Below are 15,441 nucleotides of genomic sequence, written 5' to 3' on the forward strand. Positions count from 1 at the left end.
CCGCCGGAATCCAGCTTGCCAGAACTGTTATATTAGTGCAATAGTCATCATCCGAGGTGAGAAATTCAATCCGCAACCGAGAGCCTGGACTGAGTCGCGTGTTCAAAAGCCCGGACGTTCAAGCCAGTTAGAAGAGAGGTCGAGCTGTGTTGAAGCGACTATTATACTAACATATCGATGGCCGATACCGAGGACGATCGGCCGGCCGCCAGGAGGAACCTAGCCAGATATGACTGTCGCCGCCGATTGCGCCTTGGACATGCGAGGCATCAGCAAGACGTTCCCGGGCGTGAAGGCTCTGTCCAACGTCAATTTCGCCGTGAAATTCGGCACCGTTCATGCGGTCGTGGGTGAGAACGGCGCCGGCAAATCAACGCTCATGAAAGTGCTCAACGGGTCCTACGCACCCACCAGCGGCGCAATCAGGGTCGGCGGCGCCGAAGTGCGCATGCGCCGGCCCGCCGATGCCCAGGCGCTGGGCATCCGCATGGTGCATCAGGAAATCAATCTGGTCCCCGACCTGAGCGTCGCCGAAAACGTCTATCTCGGCCGCATGCCGGGCAAGTGGACCTTTCTGCGCAAGAGCGAGATGATCCGGTCTGCAGCCGCCGTCCTCGATGAGCTCGGAGCGGCCATCAACCCGCGTGAACGGCTCGGCAACCTGTCGATCAGCCAGCAGCAGCTCGTCGAGATCGCCAAGGCCTACGCGGCGCAGCCCAGGATCATCGTCCTGGACGAACCGACATCCAGCCTCAGCGAGCATGAGACGGCGGCGTTGTTCCGGATCTTGCGCAAGATGCGCGATGACGGAATCGCCATCATCTATATCAGCCACCGACTGAAGGAGGTGCTCGAAATTGCCGACGAGGTGACTGTGCTGCGCGACGGCTCAATGATCGAGACGCGGCCGATCGAAGGCATAAATGCCGCTCACATGATCAGGCTGATGGTCGGTCGCGAAGTCAGCAATGTCTTCCCGAAAAGCCCGGCCGAGATCGGCAAGTCGGTGCTGCGGGTCGAACGCATCAGCGACGGCACGCGCTTCCGCGATGTCAGCTTCGATGTACGCGCCGGCGAGATACTGGGCTTGACCGGGCTGGTGGGTGCTGGCCGCACCGAGGTTGCCCGCGCAATCTTCGGCCTGTCGCGGCTTGTCGAGGGCTCGGTCAGCGTCAACGGACGCAAGGTCTCGATCAACTCGCCATCCCAGGCGGTCAGGGCAGGCATTGCCTATGTTCCCGAAGATCGCAAGGGCGACGGCGTCGTGCCTGGAATGTCGATCCGGGAAAACATTAGCCTGCCCATATTGCGCCGCCTGAGCCGTTTCGGACGCATCAGCCGCAGCGCCGATCACGCGCTTGCCGCGGACTCGGTCAAGCAGTTTTCAATTTCACCGCCCGACGGCGAACGGCGCATCAACCTGCTGTCGGGCGGTAACCAGCAGAAGGCGGTCATCGCCAAATGGCTTGCCGCCAAACCTTCGGCCTTGATCCTCGACGAGCCGACGCGGGGCGTCGACGTCGGCGCCAAGGCCGAGATCCACCACATCATCGGCCAACTCGTCGCCGGCGGCATGGCAGTCGTGATGATCTCGTCGGAGCTGCCCGAAATCCTCGGCGTCTGCGACCGCGTGGTGGTGATGCGCGATGGCTATGCCTCCGAGCCGCTCCTGCGCAGCGAATTGAGCGAGGAACGCATCATGGCGCTGGCCACGGGGGAGGAGATGGCGTGACCGAAGCGGCCATGGAGATCGGCGGTGTGAACCGCAACGACCGCTTCACGCGCGGCAGCAGGCTTGTCGGTGTCCTGTCGAAGGCGGGGCTGGCCTTCGCCATCCTCGCCGTGATGCTCTACGGCTCCTTCGTCAGCCCCGCCTTCTTCACATCAGGCAATTTGCTCAACGTCCTGACCTCGATGTCCATCGTCGGCATCGTCGTCGTCGGCATGACCTTCGTGCTCGTGGTCGGCGGCCTGGCCGACCTCTCGGTGCCGGCCACCATCGCCTGCGGCGCCATCCTGTCGCTCGGGCTGCAGCCGATGATCGGGCCGCTGCCGGCCTTCGTGCTGGCGGTTGGTCTCGCGGGCCTCATAGGCCTGCTCAACGGGGTCCTGGTCGGCTATGTCGGCATCAACCCCATCATCGCCACGCTCGGCATCGGCACGATCGGACTGGGCATCGTCCAGGCGGCAGTCGGCGGCGTCATCGTCTATGGCAGCAATCCCGCTTCCGCCGAGTTCGCCAAGGGCCGGCTGTTCGGCATTCCAGTCGTGGTGCTGATCTTCCTGGTCATTGCTCTTGTCGGCCATTTCGTGCTGTCCCGCTCCTTCTGGGGCAGATGGACGCTTGCCACCGGCGGCAATTACAGCGCCGCCGAGGCAAGTGCGGTTCCGGTGCAGGCCGTGAAGGCTGGCGCCTTCGTGATCACAGCACTCGCTTCCGGCATCAGCGGCGGCCTGCTCGGGCTGACGCTGCAGAGCGCGCGGCCGCTCATCGGCGGCGGCTACGAATTCAGTGCCATCACGGCGGTGGTGGTCGGCGGCGTGTCGATCGTCGGTGGCTTCGGATCGGTGCCACGGGCCATCGCCGGCCTCATCTTCGTGCAACTGTTGACCAACGTCATGGTGCTCGACGGTGTGCGCACGCCGATCCAGGGTTTCGTGCTCGGCATCCTGATCGTCGGCGCCGTTGGCATGGATGCGGCGCTGCGCAAGCGGGGCGTGGCGTGATGCGTTTTCTTTCGCTTGTCTCGCAGTATCGCGTCGTCGTCATTCTCGGCCTGACGCTTGTCATTTCCGCGCTGGTGGTCCCCGGCTACCTCTCGGCATCGACCCTCGGCCTCGGCCTCGACCGGGCGGCGACAATCGGCCTGATCGCGATCGGCCTGACGGTGCTTTTGATATCGGGCCAGATCGACCTCTCCGGTGGCGCGGTGTTTGCCCTGGCCGGCATCGTATCGGTCATCCTGCAGCGAGAGATCGGCATTCTCCCTGCGGCGATCGTCGGCATCCTGGTCGGTACCTTGGCAGGCGCCGTCAACGGCATGCTGGTCGTCGGCCTGAAGGTGAATTCGCTCGTGCTGACGCTCGCGACGATGCTCATCTTCCGCTCGCTCGCGCACTGGATCACCAACAGCCAGCCGGTGACCGGAACCGACATCATGCTCTCCCTGGCGCTGGCCAAGATCTATCTCGATGTCTTCACCCTCCGCAGCGCGCTGTTCATCGCCCTGATCGTGCTGCTGCATTTCTGGCTGACGCGCACCATACCCGGGCGCAACGTCTTTGCGGTGGGATCCAACCCGGCGGCTGCCAAGGAAAGCGGTATCGCCTCGGACCGTATCGTCTTTCTCGGCTTTGTCTTTGCCGGCACGCTTGCCGGCCTGGCGGGGGTTCTCCAGAGCCTCGTCACCAACACCGGCTCGCCCGTCTTCGGCTCGGAACTGACGGTCGCCGTCATTGCCGCGGTCGTTGTCGGCGGAACTCGTCTCGAAGGCGGCAGGGGATCCGCGCTCGGCACGCTCGGCGGCGTGCTGACGATCGGCTCGCTGACCATCGCGATGGAGTTCCAGTCCGTTCCCGCATACGTCCAGCAGGTCGTGTCCGGGCTTATCCTGATCCTGCTCGTCGTGCTCGATCGGGCCGTTACCACCAAGGGGAGGGCTCCGGGCACGCGCCCGGCGCTCGTTCGCGACAATCCAATCACTCAAGGAGGAACCACATGATTGGGAGGAAACACATGATTGGCAAGAAAAGCATGCTTCACGTCGCCGCCGTGGCGGCTGTGCTGGCATCGACGGGCTGGGCCAGCGCCAAGACGGTCTGCTACGTGACGGCAGCGGATTCGCATGCCTACGCGACGCCGGCCAACAAGGCGCTTCAGGCGCGCGCCGCGGAACTCGGCATCGAGATCCTGAGCCTCAGCCAGGATTTTGATGTCCAGAAAGGCACCGAGCAGCTCAACACCTGCGTTGCGCGCAAGGTCGACGGCATCATCCTGTGGCCGCTCGACCCGCAGGCATACATACCGGGGCTGGCGCGCGCGCAGCAGGCGAACATTCCGGCGATCCTCATCAATTCACCGATGAGCGACGATGCCAAGCCGTTCATCAAGTCGTTCACCGGGCCTGACGTCTACGAGGAAGGCAAGCTGGCGGCGGACTCGCTGAGCAAGGCGCTCGGCGGCAAGGGCTCCGTCGTCATCATCGCCGGCCAGGCCGGCAACGGCACCACGATCGGACGCGTCAGCGGCTTCACCGACCGTCTCAAGGAAACCAATGCAGACATCAAGGTGCTCGACACGGTCAACGCCGACTTCGACCAGCAAAAGGCGCTGGTGGTCAGCCGCGATCTGATCACACGCTTCGGCGACCAGATCAGCGGCGTCTACGCCAATGACGACACGATGGCCCGCGGCTTCATCGATGCCTGGAAGGAGGCCAACCCCTCCAAGGCCGCACCGCCGATCGTCGGCATCAATGGCCAGAAGGATGCGTTCGAATCGATCCGCACCAATGAAATGTACTCGACCATCGTCCAGTCGCCCGTCGAGGATGGCCGCCTGGCAATCAACACGATGGCCGAGATCATCGACGGCAAGCAGGTCAAGGACCGGCTGCCCATCCCGCTGACCGTCGTCACCAAGGACAACGTCAACGCGGTCGAACCAGCGTTCTGATACGAGGAGGCCGGCCCGGTGTATTCGGGCCGGCCTCCTTTTCTTGCCAGAGAGAGAAATTCTAATAGCGGCGGCAGAATTGGAATAAACTAACTCTACAGAGTTTGTGGAATAAGCAATCTGCACTGGCGATCTGGTTTCCACCCGGACAGGACCACGCCATGCCCACTCTTTCGCATCAGCTACTCACCAAAGCAGGCATACCCGGCCGCCTTCGTCAGGCAGCGGGACAGAGGCCATGAGCCGGGTCGTGCCGGACCGCATCAAGGTGCTCTGGTTTCTGCCGACGCATGGCGACAGCCGTTATCTTGGCACGGCCGAGGGCGGCAGATCGGTCGATCTGCCGTATCTGACGCAAGTGGCGAAGGCGGCCGACACGCTCGGCTACTACGGCGTGCTGTTGCCGACCGGCCGCTCGTGCGAGGATTCCTGGGTGATCGCATCGGCTCTTGTGCCGATGACCGAACGCTTGCGTTTCCTTGTCGCCGTGCGGCCCGGTTTGCAGTCGCCAACGCTGACCGCGCGCATGACTGCGACGCTGGATCGCATCTCCAATGGCCGCCTGCTGATCAACGTCGTCACCGGCGGCGATCCGCTGGAGAACAAGGGCGACGGCATTTTCCTGTCGCATGCCGAGCGCTACGAGGTGACGCAGGAATTCCTTCGGATCTACAAGCGGGTGCTGAGCGGCGAGACGGTCGAACATGAGGGCAAGCATTTCCGCATCGAGGATGGAAGGCTGCTGTTTCCGCCGGTGCAGACACCCTATCCCCCGCTCTACTTCGGCGGCTCGTCCGACGCTGGGTCCGTGGTGGCGGCGCAGGAGATCGACAAATATTTGACCTGGGGAGAGCCGCCAGCCGATGTCGAGCGCAAGCTGGACGGCATGCGTGAACTGGCGCAGAAGGCCGGCCGCAAGCTCTCCTTCGGCATTAGGCTGCATGTCATCGCGCGCGAAACCACCGAGGAGGCCTGGGCCGCTGCCGACAGGCTGATCAGCCGGCTCGACGACGCGACGATCGCCTCGGCTCAAAAAGTCTTTGCCCGCATGGATTCGGTCGGCCAGGCGCGGATGAGCGCACTGCATGGCGGCAATCGCGCTAAGCTCGAGATCGCGCCCAATCTGTGGGCCGGCGTCGGCCTGGTGCGCGGCGGCGCAGGGACCGCACTTGTCGGCGATCCCGACACGATCGCCGAGCGCATCGACGAGTACCGGCGCCTCGGCATCGATACCTTTATCCTTTCCGGCTATCCGCATCTCGAAGAAGCCTATCGCTTCGGTGAGCTGGTGCTGCCGAAACTGCCGACCGACCATCTGGTCAAGGCAGCCGGCTCTTCCGTCAACACCGGTCCGTTCGGCGAAACCATCGCCGGCGACCACCGGCCGAAGTCGCTCGCCAGCGCCTCGTGAACTTGCTTCCTGCGTCCTCGCGGTTGCGCGTCGCCATTATTGGCGGCGGCTTTTCCGGCGCGGCGGTGGCGTGGCACCTGGCGCGAGCACCTCAATCGGAGCGCCTGTCGATTTCCGTCATCGAGCCGCGACCAGCGCTCGGCGGCGGCCTTGCCTATTCCAGCGAGGAACCGTCGCACCGGGTCAATGTCCCCGCAGTCAGGATGAGCATGGCTCCCGACGACCCGCAGCATTTTGCACGCTGGTTGACTGGCAGCGGAGAACTCGAACACGACCCGGATGCCATCTGGAAGAACGGCGACGCTTTTCCGCGCCGGCGCGTGTTCGGCCGCTATGTCGCCGAGCATCTGGCGCCGTATCTCGGTTCCGGCCTTGTTCATCATGTTCAAGGTTCCGCCATACGCGTGACGCGCGATGCCAGTGGCGCGGGCTGGACCGTGCATACGTCCAGTGGGTTGGTCGCTGCCGATATCGTCGTCCTGGCAGCGACGCACCCACAGCCCGCGATTCCAGCCGCGCTGATCCATCTGACGGAAGCACCGGGTTTCATCGCCGACCCGTATGCACCAGCGGCGCTTGCCGCGATTGGTCCGGAGGCGTCGGTGCTGATCGTCGGCTCCGGGCTGACCTCTGCCGACATGGTCACCGAACTCGACCGTCGTGGCCATCGCGGCCGCATCCTCGCGCTGTCGCGCCGCGGCTTACGCTCGCGCGGACACCCCGATGTCAGGGGCGAGCCTTTTGGCGATTTTGCATCCGCGCCGGCCACGACGGCGCTCGGCCTGCTCAGGGCCATTCGCGCGACGCTGACAGCTGCGAGAGCGGCCAATGTCAACTGGCAGGCGGTCTTCGACCAACTGCGCCTGCAGGGGCCGGTGCTGTGGGCCGCACTTGCCCCGCCGGAGCGGGCAAGGCTGGTCCGCCGGCTGCGCGTGTTCTGGGACGTGCATCGCTTCAGGATCGCTCCGCAGGTGGCGGCGGTGCTCGACCGGCGTCATGCGGCCGGCACATTCGACACCATTGCCGCCAGGCTTGTCGCGTCGAACGATGAGGACGGCAGCCTGGCTGTCAGCTTCCAACGACGCGGGCAGACACGGATCGAGACGACGCGCTTCGATGCCGTCATCAACACTACGGGTCCGGCTCATGGGCAGGCATTACAGCTGAACCCGGCGCTAAGCTCGCTGGCGGAAGCCGGCTTGATCAGGACGGACCAATATGGACTTGGCATCGAGACAAGTCTCGACAGCCGCGCAATCGGCTCGGACGGTGAGGCGGTTGCGACACTCCTGGTCGCCGGCCCGCTGGCACGAGGCACTTTCGGCGAGCTCATGGGTCTGCCGGAAGTTGCACGCCATGCCCAGGCGGTGGCGGGGGAAATTGCCAAGCTGCTGGTTACGCTACCGTCAGCGCAGGCGATCGGCGCCCATGCCGCGCATGGCCCTCTTGCGGGCTGACATCTGCAGGCCGGGTTCGGCAGCGAAAATTGGTATTTCCGTCCCAAGAGAGCCCCAAAAACGGAAAATCCTTCTTTGTATATATATTCTATAAACATAATAAATATCGGCGAAGTCCGGTTGCGGCCGGATCGATCAATGACACGGCCTGAATGGGAGACATTTCATGGCACACGCAGAGACCGACGCGATCAAGTTTGCCTACTGGGTGCCGAATGTTTCGGGCGGCCTGGTGATCTCCAACATCGAGCAGCGCACCAACCATTCGGCCGAGTATAACCGCAAGCTGGCGCAGATCGCCGAGAGGTCCGGCTTCGACTACGCGCTCAGCCAGATCCGTTTCACCGCTGGCTACGGCGCCGACGAACAGCATGAATCGGTGGCGTTCAGCCATGATCTGCTGGCGGCGACCACCACGCTCAAGGTCATCGCCGCGATCCTGCCCGGGCCATGGAACCCGGCGCTGGCGGCCAAGCAGATCGCCACCATCAGCTACCTGACCAACGGCCGCGTCGCGATCAATCTTGTCTCCGGCTGGTTCCGCGGCGAGTTCCACGCCATTGGCGAGCATTGGCTCGACCATGACGAGCGCTACCGCCGCTCGGAAGAATTCATTCGTGCGCTGCGCGGAATATGGACTGAAGACAGCTTCACCTTCCGTGGTGATTTCTACCGCTTCAACCAATATTCGCTGAAGCCGAAGCCGCCGCAGCCGCTGCCCGAAATCTTCCAGGGTGGCTCGTCGCGCGCCGCACGCGACATGGCATCACGGGTTTCGGACTGGTACTTCACCAACGGCAACACGCCGGCCGAAATCGCCAAGCAGGTCGACGACCTCAGGGCCAAGGCGAAGGCCAACAACCATTCCGTGAAGGTCGGCGTCAACGCTTTCGCCGTCGTTCGCGAGACCGAGGACGAGGCGAGGGCAGTGCTCGCCGAAATCATCGCCAAGGCCAATCCCGACGCGGTCAATGCTTTCGGCCATGAGGTCAAGAACGCCGGTAAGGCCTCGCCGGAAGGTGAGGGCAATTGGGCGAAATCGTCCTTCGACGACCTGGTCCAGTACAATGACGGCTTCCGCTCCAACCTGATCGGCACTCCCAGGCAGGTTGCTCAACGCGTCGTCGACCTGAAGCGCGCGGGTGCGGATCTCATCCTGCTCGGTTTCCTGCACTTCCAGGAAGAGGTCGAGTATTTCGGCAAGCATGTCATCCCGCTCGTTCGCGAATTGGAAGACGCCGAGGCAGCGGCGTCGCTGGCGGCGGAATAGTCACCCGCACAGGTTGGCCGGAGAGATTCCGGCCAGCACACGCATGGAAGCTACCCGGCGCGCTCGAGCCATCGAGCAGCAATGAGGATTTGCGCGCGTGCTGAAGCAATCGAGGACAATTGGAATGCCTCTGCCCACTTATACGCTCGGAGTGATGGAGGCTTCCGCCTATGCACCGGAGGTCTTTGCGCGCGGCCTGCCGTCAAGCCCACGGCCGGAGCAGTCGTTCGAAGATGTCGCCAAGCCGGCAGGGGCCGTTGCCGGCGCTGCCTCAGCATTGCTTTCGCTTCAGGGCATCAGCCTGTCCTTTGGCGGCGTCGTGGCACTGGCCGATATCGACCTGTCGGTTCTACCAGGCGAGATCCGCGCCATCATCGGCCCTAACGGCGCCGGCAAGAGCTCGCTGATCAACGTCATCAGCGGCGTCTACAGGCCGGATCGCGGTCATGTCCAGCTCGACGGTACCTTCTATGCCCAGGTCCCGACGCAGCGGCTGGCCCATCTCGGCGTCGCCAGAACCTTCCAGAACCTTGCACTGTTCAAGGGCCTCAGCGTCCTCGACAATGTCGCCTCTGGCCTTGCCTACAAGGTTCAATCCAACTTTGCCGGCCAGGTGCTCGGCATCGGCCGCTCGCGTGGCGAGCAGCGCGATTCACGCAGCCGTGCCGAACAGGTCCTCGAATTCCTCCATCTCACCGCCATTCGCGACCGTCTTGTCGGCACCTTGCCTTATGGGCTGCAGAAGCGTGTCGAATTGGCCCGCGCTCTGGTGGCCGCGCCGCGCCTGCTTTTGCTCGACGAGCCGATGGCCGGCATGACAGCGAGCGAAAAGAGCGAGATGGCGGCTTTCGTCCGTGCCGCGCGCGATCGTTTCGCCACCACCGTGGTGTTGATCGAGCACGATGTCGGCGTCGTCATGGGTCTGTCCGATCGAATCGCCGTCCTCGACTACGGCCGCAAGATCGCCGACGCCACGCCCGATGAAGTCAGGAACGACCAGCGCGTCATCGATGCCTATCTCGGCGTCGCCTCGGACAATGAAGACGGGGCAGGCATATGATCGCCGGTTTCGACTACCAGTTCTTCATCGAAGTGCTCGTCGGAGGCCTGCTCTCAGGCGTCATGTATTCGCTTGTCGCGATCGGCTTCGTGCTCATCTACAAGACCTCGGGCGTGCTCAATTTCGCGCAAGGCGCGATGCTGCTGTTTGCGGCACTCACCTTCGTCAGCCTTTCCGAGCGCGGCATTCCCTTCGCGCTGGCGCTGGTGGTCACCTTCGCCATCATGGTGGCGATCGGCATCGCCATCGAGCGCACGGTGCTCAGGCCACTGACCAACAAGCCGCCGATCACCCTGTTCATGGCGACGCTTGGCCTGTCCTACATCATCGAAGGCGCTGCCCAGCTGATCTGGGGCACGCAGGTCCACGGCCTCGATCTCGGCATCGAGGATGTGCCGCTGGAAATCGGCGGCGTGCTGATCAGCCAGTTCGATATTTTCGCGGCCGTGGTTGCTTCCGGCATGGTCCTCTTGCTGTCGCTGTTCTTCCGCTACACCCGCATCGGCCTCTCCTTCCGCGCAGTCGCCGACGATCAGTTCGCGGCACTCGCGGTCGGCCTCAGGCTACCCCTGATCTGGGCCACTGTATGGGCCGCCGCCGGCCTCGTCGCGCTGGTGGCCGGACTGCTGTGGGGCGCACGCCTGGGCGTGCAGTTCTCGCTGTCGCTGGTGGTGCTCAAGGCGCTGCCGGTGCTGGTGCTCGGCGGTTTCGATTCCATCCTCGGCGCCATCGTCGGCGGCCTCTTGATCGGCGCCAGCGAGAAGCTCGCCGAAGTCTATATCGGCGACTATTTCGGCGGCGGCATAGAGAGCTGGTTTGCCTATGTCGTCGCGCTCGTCTTCCTGCTGATCCGCCCTTCCGGCCTGTTCGGTCAGAAGCTCGTCGAGAGGATCTGAACGATGACCGCGATAACAAGCGATTTCGCCGCCGCGCCGGCGCTGCCGAAATGGGTCGTGCCCGTGCTTTTGCTCGCTTTCGCTTACGGCGTCGTGCCGCTGATCGGCTCAAGCTATCTGTTCGAGGCCATCCTGCTGCCTTTCCTGGCGCTCAGCCTCGCCGGCGTGGGCTTGAACATCCTGACCGGCTATGCCGGCCAGGTGTCGCTTGGCAGTGCTGCTTTCATGGCGGCCGGCGCCTTTGCCGCCTATAATTTCAACCTGCGTGTCGAAGGCCTGCCGCTGGCCGGCAGCATCTTCCTGGCCGGCATAGTGGCGGCCGCGATAGGCGTCGTTTTCGGCCTGCCGAGCCTGCGCCTGAAGGGTTTTTATCTCGCGGTTTCGACCCTTGCCGCGCAGTTCTTCGTGCAATGGGCGTTGACCAAGTTCAGCTGGTTTTCCAACAACTCGGCGTCCGGCGTCATCGACGCGCCGAGACTGTCGATTTCAGGTTTCGCGCTCGACGGCGCCATCGGCCGCTATCTGTTCGCGCTGACCATCGTCACTGTGCTGACCTTCCTTGCCTATAGGCTGGTCTCGTCGCAGACCGGGCGCAACTTCATCGCCATCCGCGACAATGAAACCGCCGCCCGCATCATCGGCATTCCGGTCCTGAAGACCAAGCTTCTGGCCTTCGCCATCTCGTCCTTCATCATTGGGGTTGCCGGCGTCATCTGGGCCTTCGCCTATCTCAGGACCGTCGAGCCGGACGGCTTCGATCTCGACCGGTCGTTCCAGATCCTGTTCATCATCATCATCGGTGGTCTGGCTTCGATCCGCGGCGCGTTTTTCGGCGCCGCCCTCATCGTGGTCTTTCCACTCGCTCTGTCGCGCCTCGGCGGCTTTCTGCTTGGCGATCTCTTCGACTCGGGCGTGCTCGACATGAGCCAGCGCATCGTGCTGGGCGCGCTCATCATCCTGTTTCTGATCCTTGAACCCGACGGGCTGGTGGCGCTGTGGGACAGGTTCCGAAGACGGCTCCTGTTCGCCTGGCAGTCGACTTGAGCTGATGCATTGAAAATGAATCCAATCCGAAAATGAACAAGGGGCCGAACCCAAGACGGCCCATACCGGGAGTATCTCGACCATGACTTTCCTCAGCACAATCAAGGCGGCGGCGCTGTCCGCGGCGATGATCGTGTCGGTGGCCTTACCGGCCGCGCACGCCGACGAGCAATATTTTCCGCTGCAGAGCTATCGCGTCGGGCCTTACGCGGCCGGCGGCACCGGCTTCTTCGGCGGCTTCATCGACTATCTCAACCTCATCAACATCCGCGACGGCGGCGTCAACGGCGTCAAGCTGACCTGGGACGAATGCGAGACCCAGTATGAGGTCGAGCGCGGCGTCGAATGCTATGAGCGGCAGAAGAGCCATGCCGGTGCCGCGGCTTGGAACCCGCTCTCGGTCGGCATCGCCTATGCCATGATCGACCGCATCACCGCCGACAAGGTGCCGCTGATCACGGTCAACCACGGCCGCACCGACTCCACCGACGGGCGTGTCTTCCCGTACGTGTTCCCGCTGCTACTCAATCCTTACAGCGAAACCTCGGGCATCGTGAACTACATCGCCTCCAAGGAAGGCGGCATCGACAAGCTCAAGGGCAAGAAGATCGTCGTGCTCTATCATGGGTCGCCCTACGGCAAGGAAACCATCCCGATCTATGAATTGCTGGCGCAGAAATACGGCTTCACCGTGCAGCAGATCGAGGTGCCGCATCCCGGCAACGAGCAGCAGTCGCAGTGGCTGACCATCCGTCGCGCCAAGCCGGATTTCGTCGTCCTGCGCGGCTGGGGCGTGATGAACCCGGTGGCGCTGAAGACGGCGGTCAAGGTCGGCTTCCCCGTCGACCATATCGTCGGCAATGTCTGGTCGAATTCCGAAGAGGACGTGATCCCCGCCGGCGACGCCGCCAAGGGCTACACCGCCATCACCACGCAGGCTTCCGGCAACTCCTACCCGGTGGTGCAGGAGATCGTGAAGACGGTCTATGGCGCCGGCAAGGGTAACCTTGAAGACAAGGCGCGCATCGGCTCGGTCTACCACAATCTCGGCATCGTCAACGGCATCCTCAATGTCGAGGCGATCCGGGTTGCGCAGGAGAAGTTCGGCCACCGCACGCTGACCGGCGACGAGGTCCGCTGGGGCTTCGAGCATCTCAAGCTCGATCCGGCCAAGGTCGAGGCGCTTGGCGCCAAGGACCTGTTCCATTCGATCAATGTCAGCTGGGACAACCATGAAGGCGAAGGCTACGTGACCTTCCAGCAGTGGGACGGCAAGAAGTGGAACGTCGTCTCCGACTGGATCGCGCCGGACTGGGCGTTGCTGCGGCCGATCATCGAGAAGTCCGCCGAGGCCTACGCCGCCGAGAAGGGCATCAAGCTGCGCACCGCCGACGATGCCAATGCTGTGACCACCAACTGATCAGTCAGTGCCGGGCGTCGCGGACCAAGTTTCCGTGGCGCCCCGGCCTCTTTCGGTTTCCGAACCGTGAAAGAACAGCCTATGCCGAACGATGACGTCATTCTTGCCATGGACGCGGTCCATGCCACCTACAACCACGCCGTCACGGCGCTGCATGGCGTCAGCTTCGAGCTCAGGCGCGGCCAGATACTGGCATTGCTCGGTGCCAATGGCGCCGGCAAGACCACGACGCTGAAGGCCGTCTCCAATCTGCTGCCGGCCGAACGCGGGCAGGTCAATGCCGGCACCATCCGCTATGAAGGGTCCGATGTCTCGCGCCGCAAACCGGGTGACCTGGTGCGCGCCGGGCTGGTTCAGGTGCTGGAAGGTCGCCACTGCTTCAAAAGCCTCACCGTCGAGGAGAATCTGATCGCCGGCGGCATCGGCCGCAGCGGGAGCCGCGCCGAGATCAATCAAGACCTCGAGCGGATCTACGGCTATTTCCCGCGCCTCAGGGAGAAGCGCCGGACATTGTCCGGCCTGACCTCCGGCGGTGAACAGCAGATGACCGCCATCGGCCGGGCGCTGATGTCGCGACCGCGTTTGCTGGTTCTCGACGAACCGTCGATGGGGCTCGCACCAATCATCGTCCAGGACATCTTCCAGAGCTTGAGAAAACTCAACCGCGAGACCGGCCTATCCATCCTGGTCGCCGAGCAGAACTCGGCGGTGGCGCTGCGATATGCCGACCATGCCACGGTGCTGGAGAACGGCGTTTCCGTTCTCGCCGGAGCAGCCGCCGAGCTTCGCCAGCGCGAGGACATCAGGGCCTTCTATCTCGGTCAATCAACCCCCGGGCAACAGGTGTCACCCGCCACCAGGCCCGCCCATCTCCACGCCGTTGCCTGAGCCAAAATCCCAAGGAGCAGTGAAATGACCGTTTCGACCGTCAAAACCGACAAGGCTTCCGCCGCCGTGCCGCCAGTCGCAAGGCCGACCGCCCCAGCGCACATCATCAAGGATGATGCCGAGGCGATTGCGATTGCCCACGCACTCGCCGCCGAATTCGTCAAGGACTCCTCCCAGCGCGACCGCGAGCGGATCTGGCCGGTCGCCGAACTCGATGCCTTTTCGCAAAGCGGCCTGTGGTCGATCAATGTACCCAAGGCATTCGGTGGGCCGGAGGTGTCCTATGCGACGTTGGCGAAGGTAATCGAGATCATCTCGGCGGCGGATTCCTCGATCGGCCAGGTTGCGCAGAACCATCTCGGTGTTGTCGCCGCCATTCGCACCGTGTCCGACGCGGACCAGCAGAAGCTGCTGTTTGCCGAAGCGTTGAAAGGCACGCGGTTCGGCAACGCCTTTTCCGAGTTCGGCTCCAAGCGCGCCGCCGATTTTGAGACCCGCTTCACCGATGCCGGCGATCATGTGGTTGTCAACGGCCGCAAATTCTATTCGTCCGGCGCGCTGCTTGCCCATCTCGTGCCGATCGTGGCGCTCGATGACGAGGGCCGCGCCTGGTATGCGATCGCCGACCGTGCCGCACCCGGGCTGACGGTCATCGACGACTGGTCGAGCTTCGGCCAGCGCACGACGCTGTCCGGCACCGTTATCATCGACAACGTCAAGGTGCCGAAGACCCATCTGGTACCCGGCTACAAGGGCTACGACAGGCCGACCGCCGACGGCGCCATCTTCCAGATCATCCAGGTGGCGGTCGACACCGGCATCGCCCAGGCGGCGATCGACGAGACCGTCGATTTCGTCAGGACCAAAAGCCGCGCCTGGATCGACAGCGGCGTCGACAATGCCTGGGACGATCCCTACACCATTCAGGCCATCGGCGACCTGACGCTGCGCCTGCACGCGGCGCAGGCGCTGCTCGAAAAGGCCGGTCATGCGATCGACCGGGCAGTGATCGATCCGACCGCCGAGACCGTCGCGCATGCCCAGATCGTCACCGCCGAGGCAAAAATCCTGTCGACCGAGATCGCCATTGCCGCAACCAACAGGCTGTTCGAACTTGCGGGAACCCGCTCGACGCTGGCCGAATACAATCTCGACCGGCATTGGCGCAACGCGCGCACGCACACGCTGCACGATCCGGTGCGCTGGAAATATTCCATCCTCGGCAAATATTTCCTCAACGGCGAAAATCCGCCGCTGCACGCCTGGAGCTGATTCCCACCGGCGGGCGGGCGGCCTGCCACGTCAAACCTTCGACCATCC

The 15,441-nt window shown here is 63.5% G+C and carries 13 protein-coding genes; all 13 read left to right on the forward strand.

The features are described 5' to 3' along the window. Positions 1–229 precede the first annotated feature (229 nt). The 13 genes from AC0L2U_RS07875 to AC0L2U_RS07935 all read left to right on the forward strand — a co-directional run bounded on the left by AC0L2U_RS07875 (position 230) and on the right by AC0L2U_RS07935 (position 15,393). On the forward strand, positions 230–1,732 hold the full coding sequence (locus AC0L2U_RS07875) for a sugar ABC transporter ATP-binding protein (RefSeq protein ID WP_128287600.1): 1,503 nt from the start codon (positions 230–232) through the stop codon (positions 1,730–1,732). Beyond that, positions 1,729–2,727 (forward strand): ABC transporter permease, encoded by a 999-nt coding sequence (locus AC0L2U_RS07880; RefSeq protein ID WP_245466373.1) that lies wholly within the window; start codon positions 1,729–1,731, stop codon positions 2,725–2,727. Before AC0L2U_RS07875 ends, AC0L2U_RS07880 begins: the two co-directional genes overlap by 4 nt. After that, positions 2,727–3,722 carry an ABC transporter permease gene (locus tag AC0L2U_RS07885; RefSeq protein ID WP_128287599.1) on the forward strand — a complete coding sequence of 332 codons (996 nt, stop codon included), beginning with the start codon at positions 2,727–2,729 and terminating at the stop codon, positions 3,720–3,722. Before AC0L2U_RS07880 ends, AC0L2U_RS07885 begins: the two co-directional genes overlap by 1 nt. Positions 3,723–3,736: 14 nt before the next feature. Further along, on the forward strand, positions 3,737–4,675 hold the full coding sequence (locus AC0L2U_RS07890) for a sugar ABC transporter substrate-binding protein (protein ID WP_127269514.1): 939 nt from the start codon (positions 3,737–3,739) through the stop codon (positions 4,673–4,675). A gap of 238 nt (positions 4,676–4,913) precedes the next feature. Then, positions 4,914–6,086 carry an FMNH2-dependent alkanesulfonate monooxygenase gene (gene ssuD, locus AC0L2U_RS07895; RefSeq protein ID WP_128287598.1) on the forward strand — a complete coding sequence of 391 codons (1,173 nt, stop codon included), beginning with the start codon at positions 4,914–4,916 and terminating at the stop codon, positions 6,084–6,086. Further along, a complete protein-coding gene (locus AC0L2U_RS07900) occupies positions 6,083–7,543 on the forward strand; it encodes an FAD/NAD(P)-binding protein (protein ID WP_292695602.1) in 1,461 nt (486 codons plus the stop codon). The genes ssuD and AC0L2U_RS07900 overlap by 4 nt, the downstream gene beginning before the upstream one ends. A gap of 166 nt (positions 7,544–7,709) precedes the next feature. Next, positions 7,710–8,813, forward strand: coding sequence for a dimethylsulfone monooxygenase SfnG (gene sfnG / locus AC0L2U_RS07905; protein WP_128287597.1), 1,104 nt, complete (start codon positions 7,710–7,712; stop codon positions 8,811–8,813). A 124-nt stretch (positions 8,814–8,937) separates the two neighbouring features. Then, on the forward strand, positions 8,938–9,873 hold the full coding sequence (locus tag AC0L2U_RS07910) for an ABC transporter ATP-binding protein (RefSeq protein ID WP_127395872.1): 936 nt from the start codon (positions 8,938–8,940) through the stop codon (positions 9,871–9,873). Beyond that, on the forward strand, positions 9,870–10,769 hold the full coding sequence (locus AC0L2U_RS07915) for a branched-chain amino acid ABC transporter permease (protein WP_127395873.1): 900 nt from the start codon (positions 9,870–9,872) through the stop codon (positions 10,767–10,769). Before AC0L2U_RS07910 ends, AC0L2U_RS07915 begins: the two co-directional genes overlap by 4 nt. A gap of 3 nt (positions 10,770–10,772) precedes the next feature. Continuing rightward, positions 10,773–11,813: a branched-chain amino acid ABC transporter permease gene (locus tag AC0L2U_RS07920; protein WP_127395874.1), complete on the forward strand. Its 1,041-nt coding sequence runs from the start codon at positions 10,773–10,775 to the stop codon at positions 11,811–11,813. An 82-nt stretch (positions 11,814–11,895) separates the two neighbouring features. Further along, positions 11,896–13,233 carry an ABC transporter substrate-binding protein gene (locus AC0L2U_RS07925; protein WP_127395875.1) on the forward strand — a complete coding sequence of 446 codons (1,338 nt, stop codon included), beginning with the start codon at positions 11,896–11,898 and terminating at the stop codon, positions 13,231–13,233. An 81-nt stretch (positions 13,234–13,314) separates the two neighbouring features. Beyond that, complete coding sequence (locus tag AC0L2U_RS07930) at positions 13,315–14,121, forward strand: ABC transporter ATP-binding protein (RefSeq protein WP_473601709.1); 807 nt, start codon at positions 13,315–13,317, stop codon at positions 14,119–14,121. Between the two features lie 24 nt (positions 14,122–14,145). Further along, complete coding sequence (locus AC0L2U_RS07935; protein WP_127395876.1) at positions 14,146–15,393, forward strand: SfnB family sulfur acquisition oxidoreductase; 1,248 nt, start codon at positions 14,146–14,148, stop codon at positions 15,391–15,393. Positions 15,394–15,441 lie beyond the last annotated feature (48 nt).

Source organism: Mesorhizobium sp. WSM4808, from assembly GCF_055811675.1.

What these genes read in the sequence shown, in the direction of transcription:
- AC0L2U_RS07875 (WP_128287600.1), top strand. Translation starts at nt 230, where the DNA reads ATGACTGTCGCCGCCGATTGCGCCTTGGACATGCGAGGCATCAGCAAG.
- AC0L2U_RS07885 (WP_128287599.1), top strand. Translation starts at nt 2,727, where the DNA reads ATGCGTTTTCTTTCGCTTGTCTCGCAGTATCGCGTCGTCGTCATTCTC.
- AC0L2U_RS07890 (WP_127269514.1), top strand. Translation starts at nt 3,737, where the DNA reads ATGATTGGCAAGAAAAGCATGCTTCACGTCGCCGCCGTGGCGGCTGTG.
- ssuD (WP_128287598.1), top strand. Translation starts at nt 4,914, where the DNA reads ATGAGCCGGGTCGTGCCGGACCGCATCAAGGTGCTCTGGTTTCTGCCG.
- sfnG (WP_128287597.1), top strand. Translation starts at nt 7,710, where the DNA reads ATGGCACACGCAGAGACCGACGCGATCAAGTTTGCCTACTGGGTGCCG.
- AC0L2U_RS07910 (WP_127395872.1), top strand. Translation starts at nt 8,938, where the DNA reads ATGCCTCTGCCCACTTATACGCTCGGAGTGATGGAGGCTTCCGCCTAT.
- AC0L2U_RS07915 (WP_127395873.1), top strand. Translation starts at nt 9,870, where the DNA reads ATGATCGCCGGTTTCGACTACCAGTTCTTCATCGAAGTGCTCGTCGGA.
- AC0L2U_RS07920 (WP_127395874.1), top strand. Translation starts at nt 10,773, where the DNA reads ATGACCGCGATAACAAGCGATTTCGCCGCCGCGCCGGCGCTGCCGAAA.
- AC0L2U_RS07925 (WP_127395875.1), top strand. Translation starts at nt 11,896, where the DNA reads ATGACTTTCCTCAGCACAATCAAGGCGGCGGCGCTGTCCGCGGCGATG.
- AC0L2U_RS07930 (WP_473601709.1), top strand. Translation starts at nt 13,315, where the DNA reads ATGCCGAACGATGACGTCATTCTTGCCATGGACGCGGTCCATGCCACC.
- AC0L2U_RS07935 (WP_127395876.1), top strand. Translation starts at nt 14,146, where the DNA reads ATGACCGTTTCGACCGTCAAAACCGACAAGGCTTCCGCCGCCGTGCCG.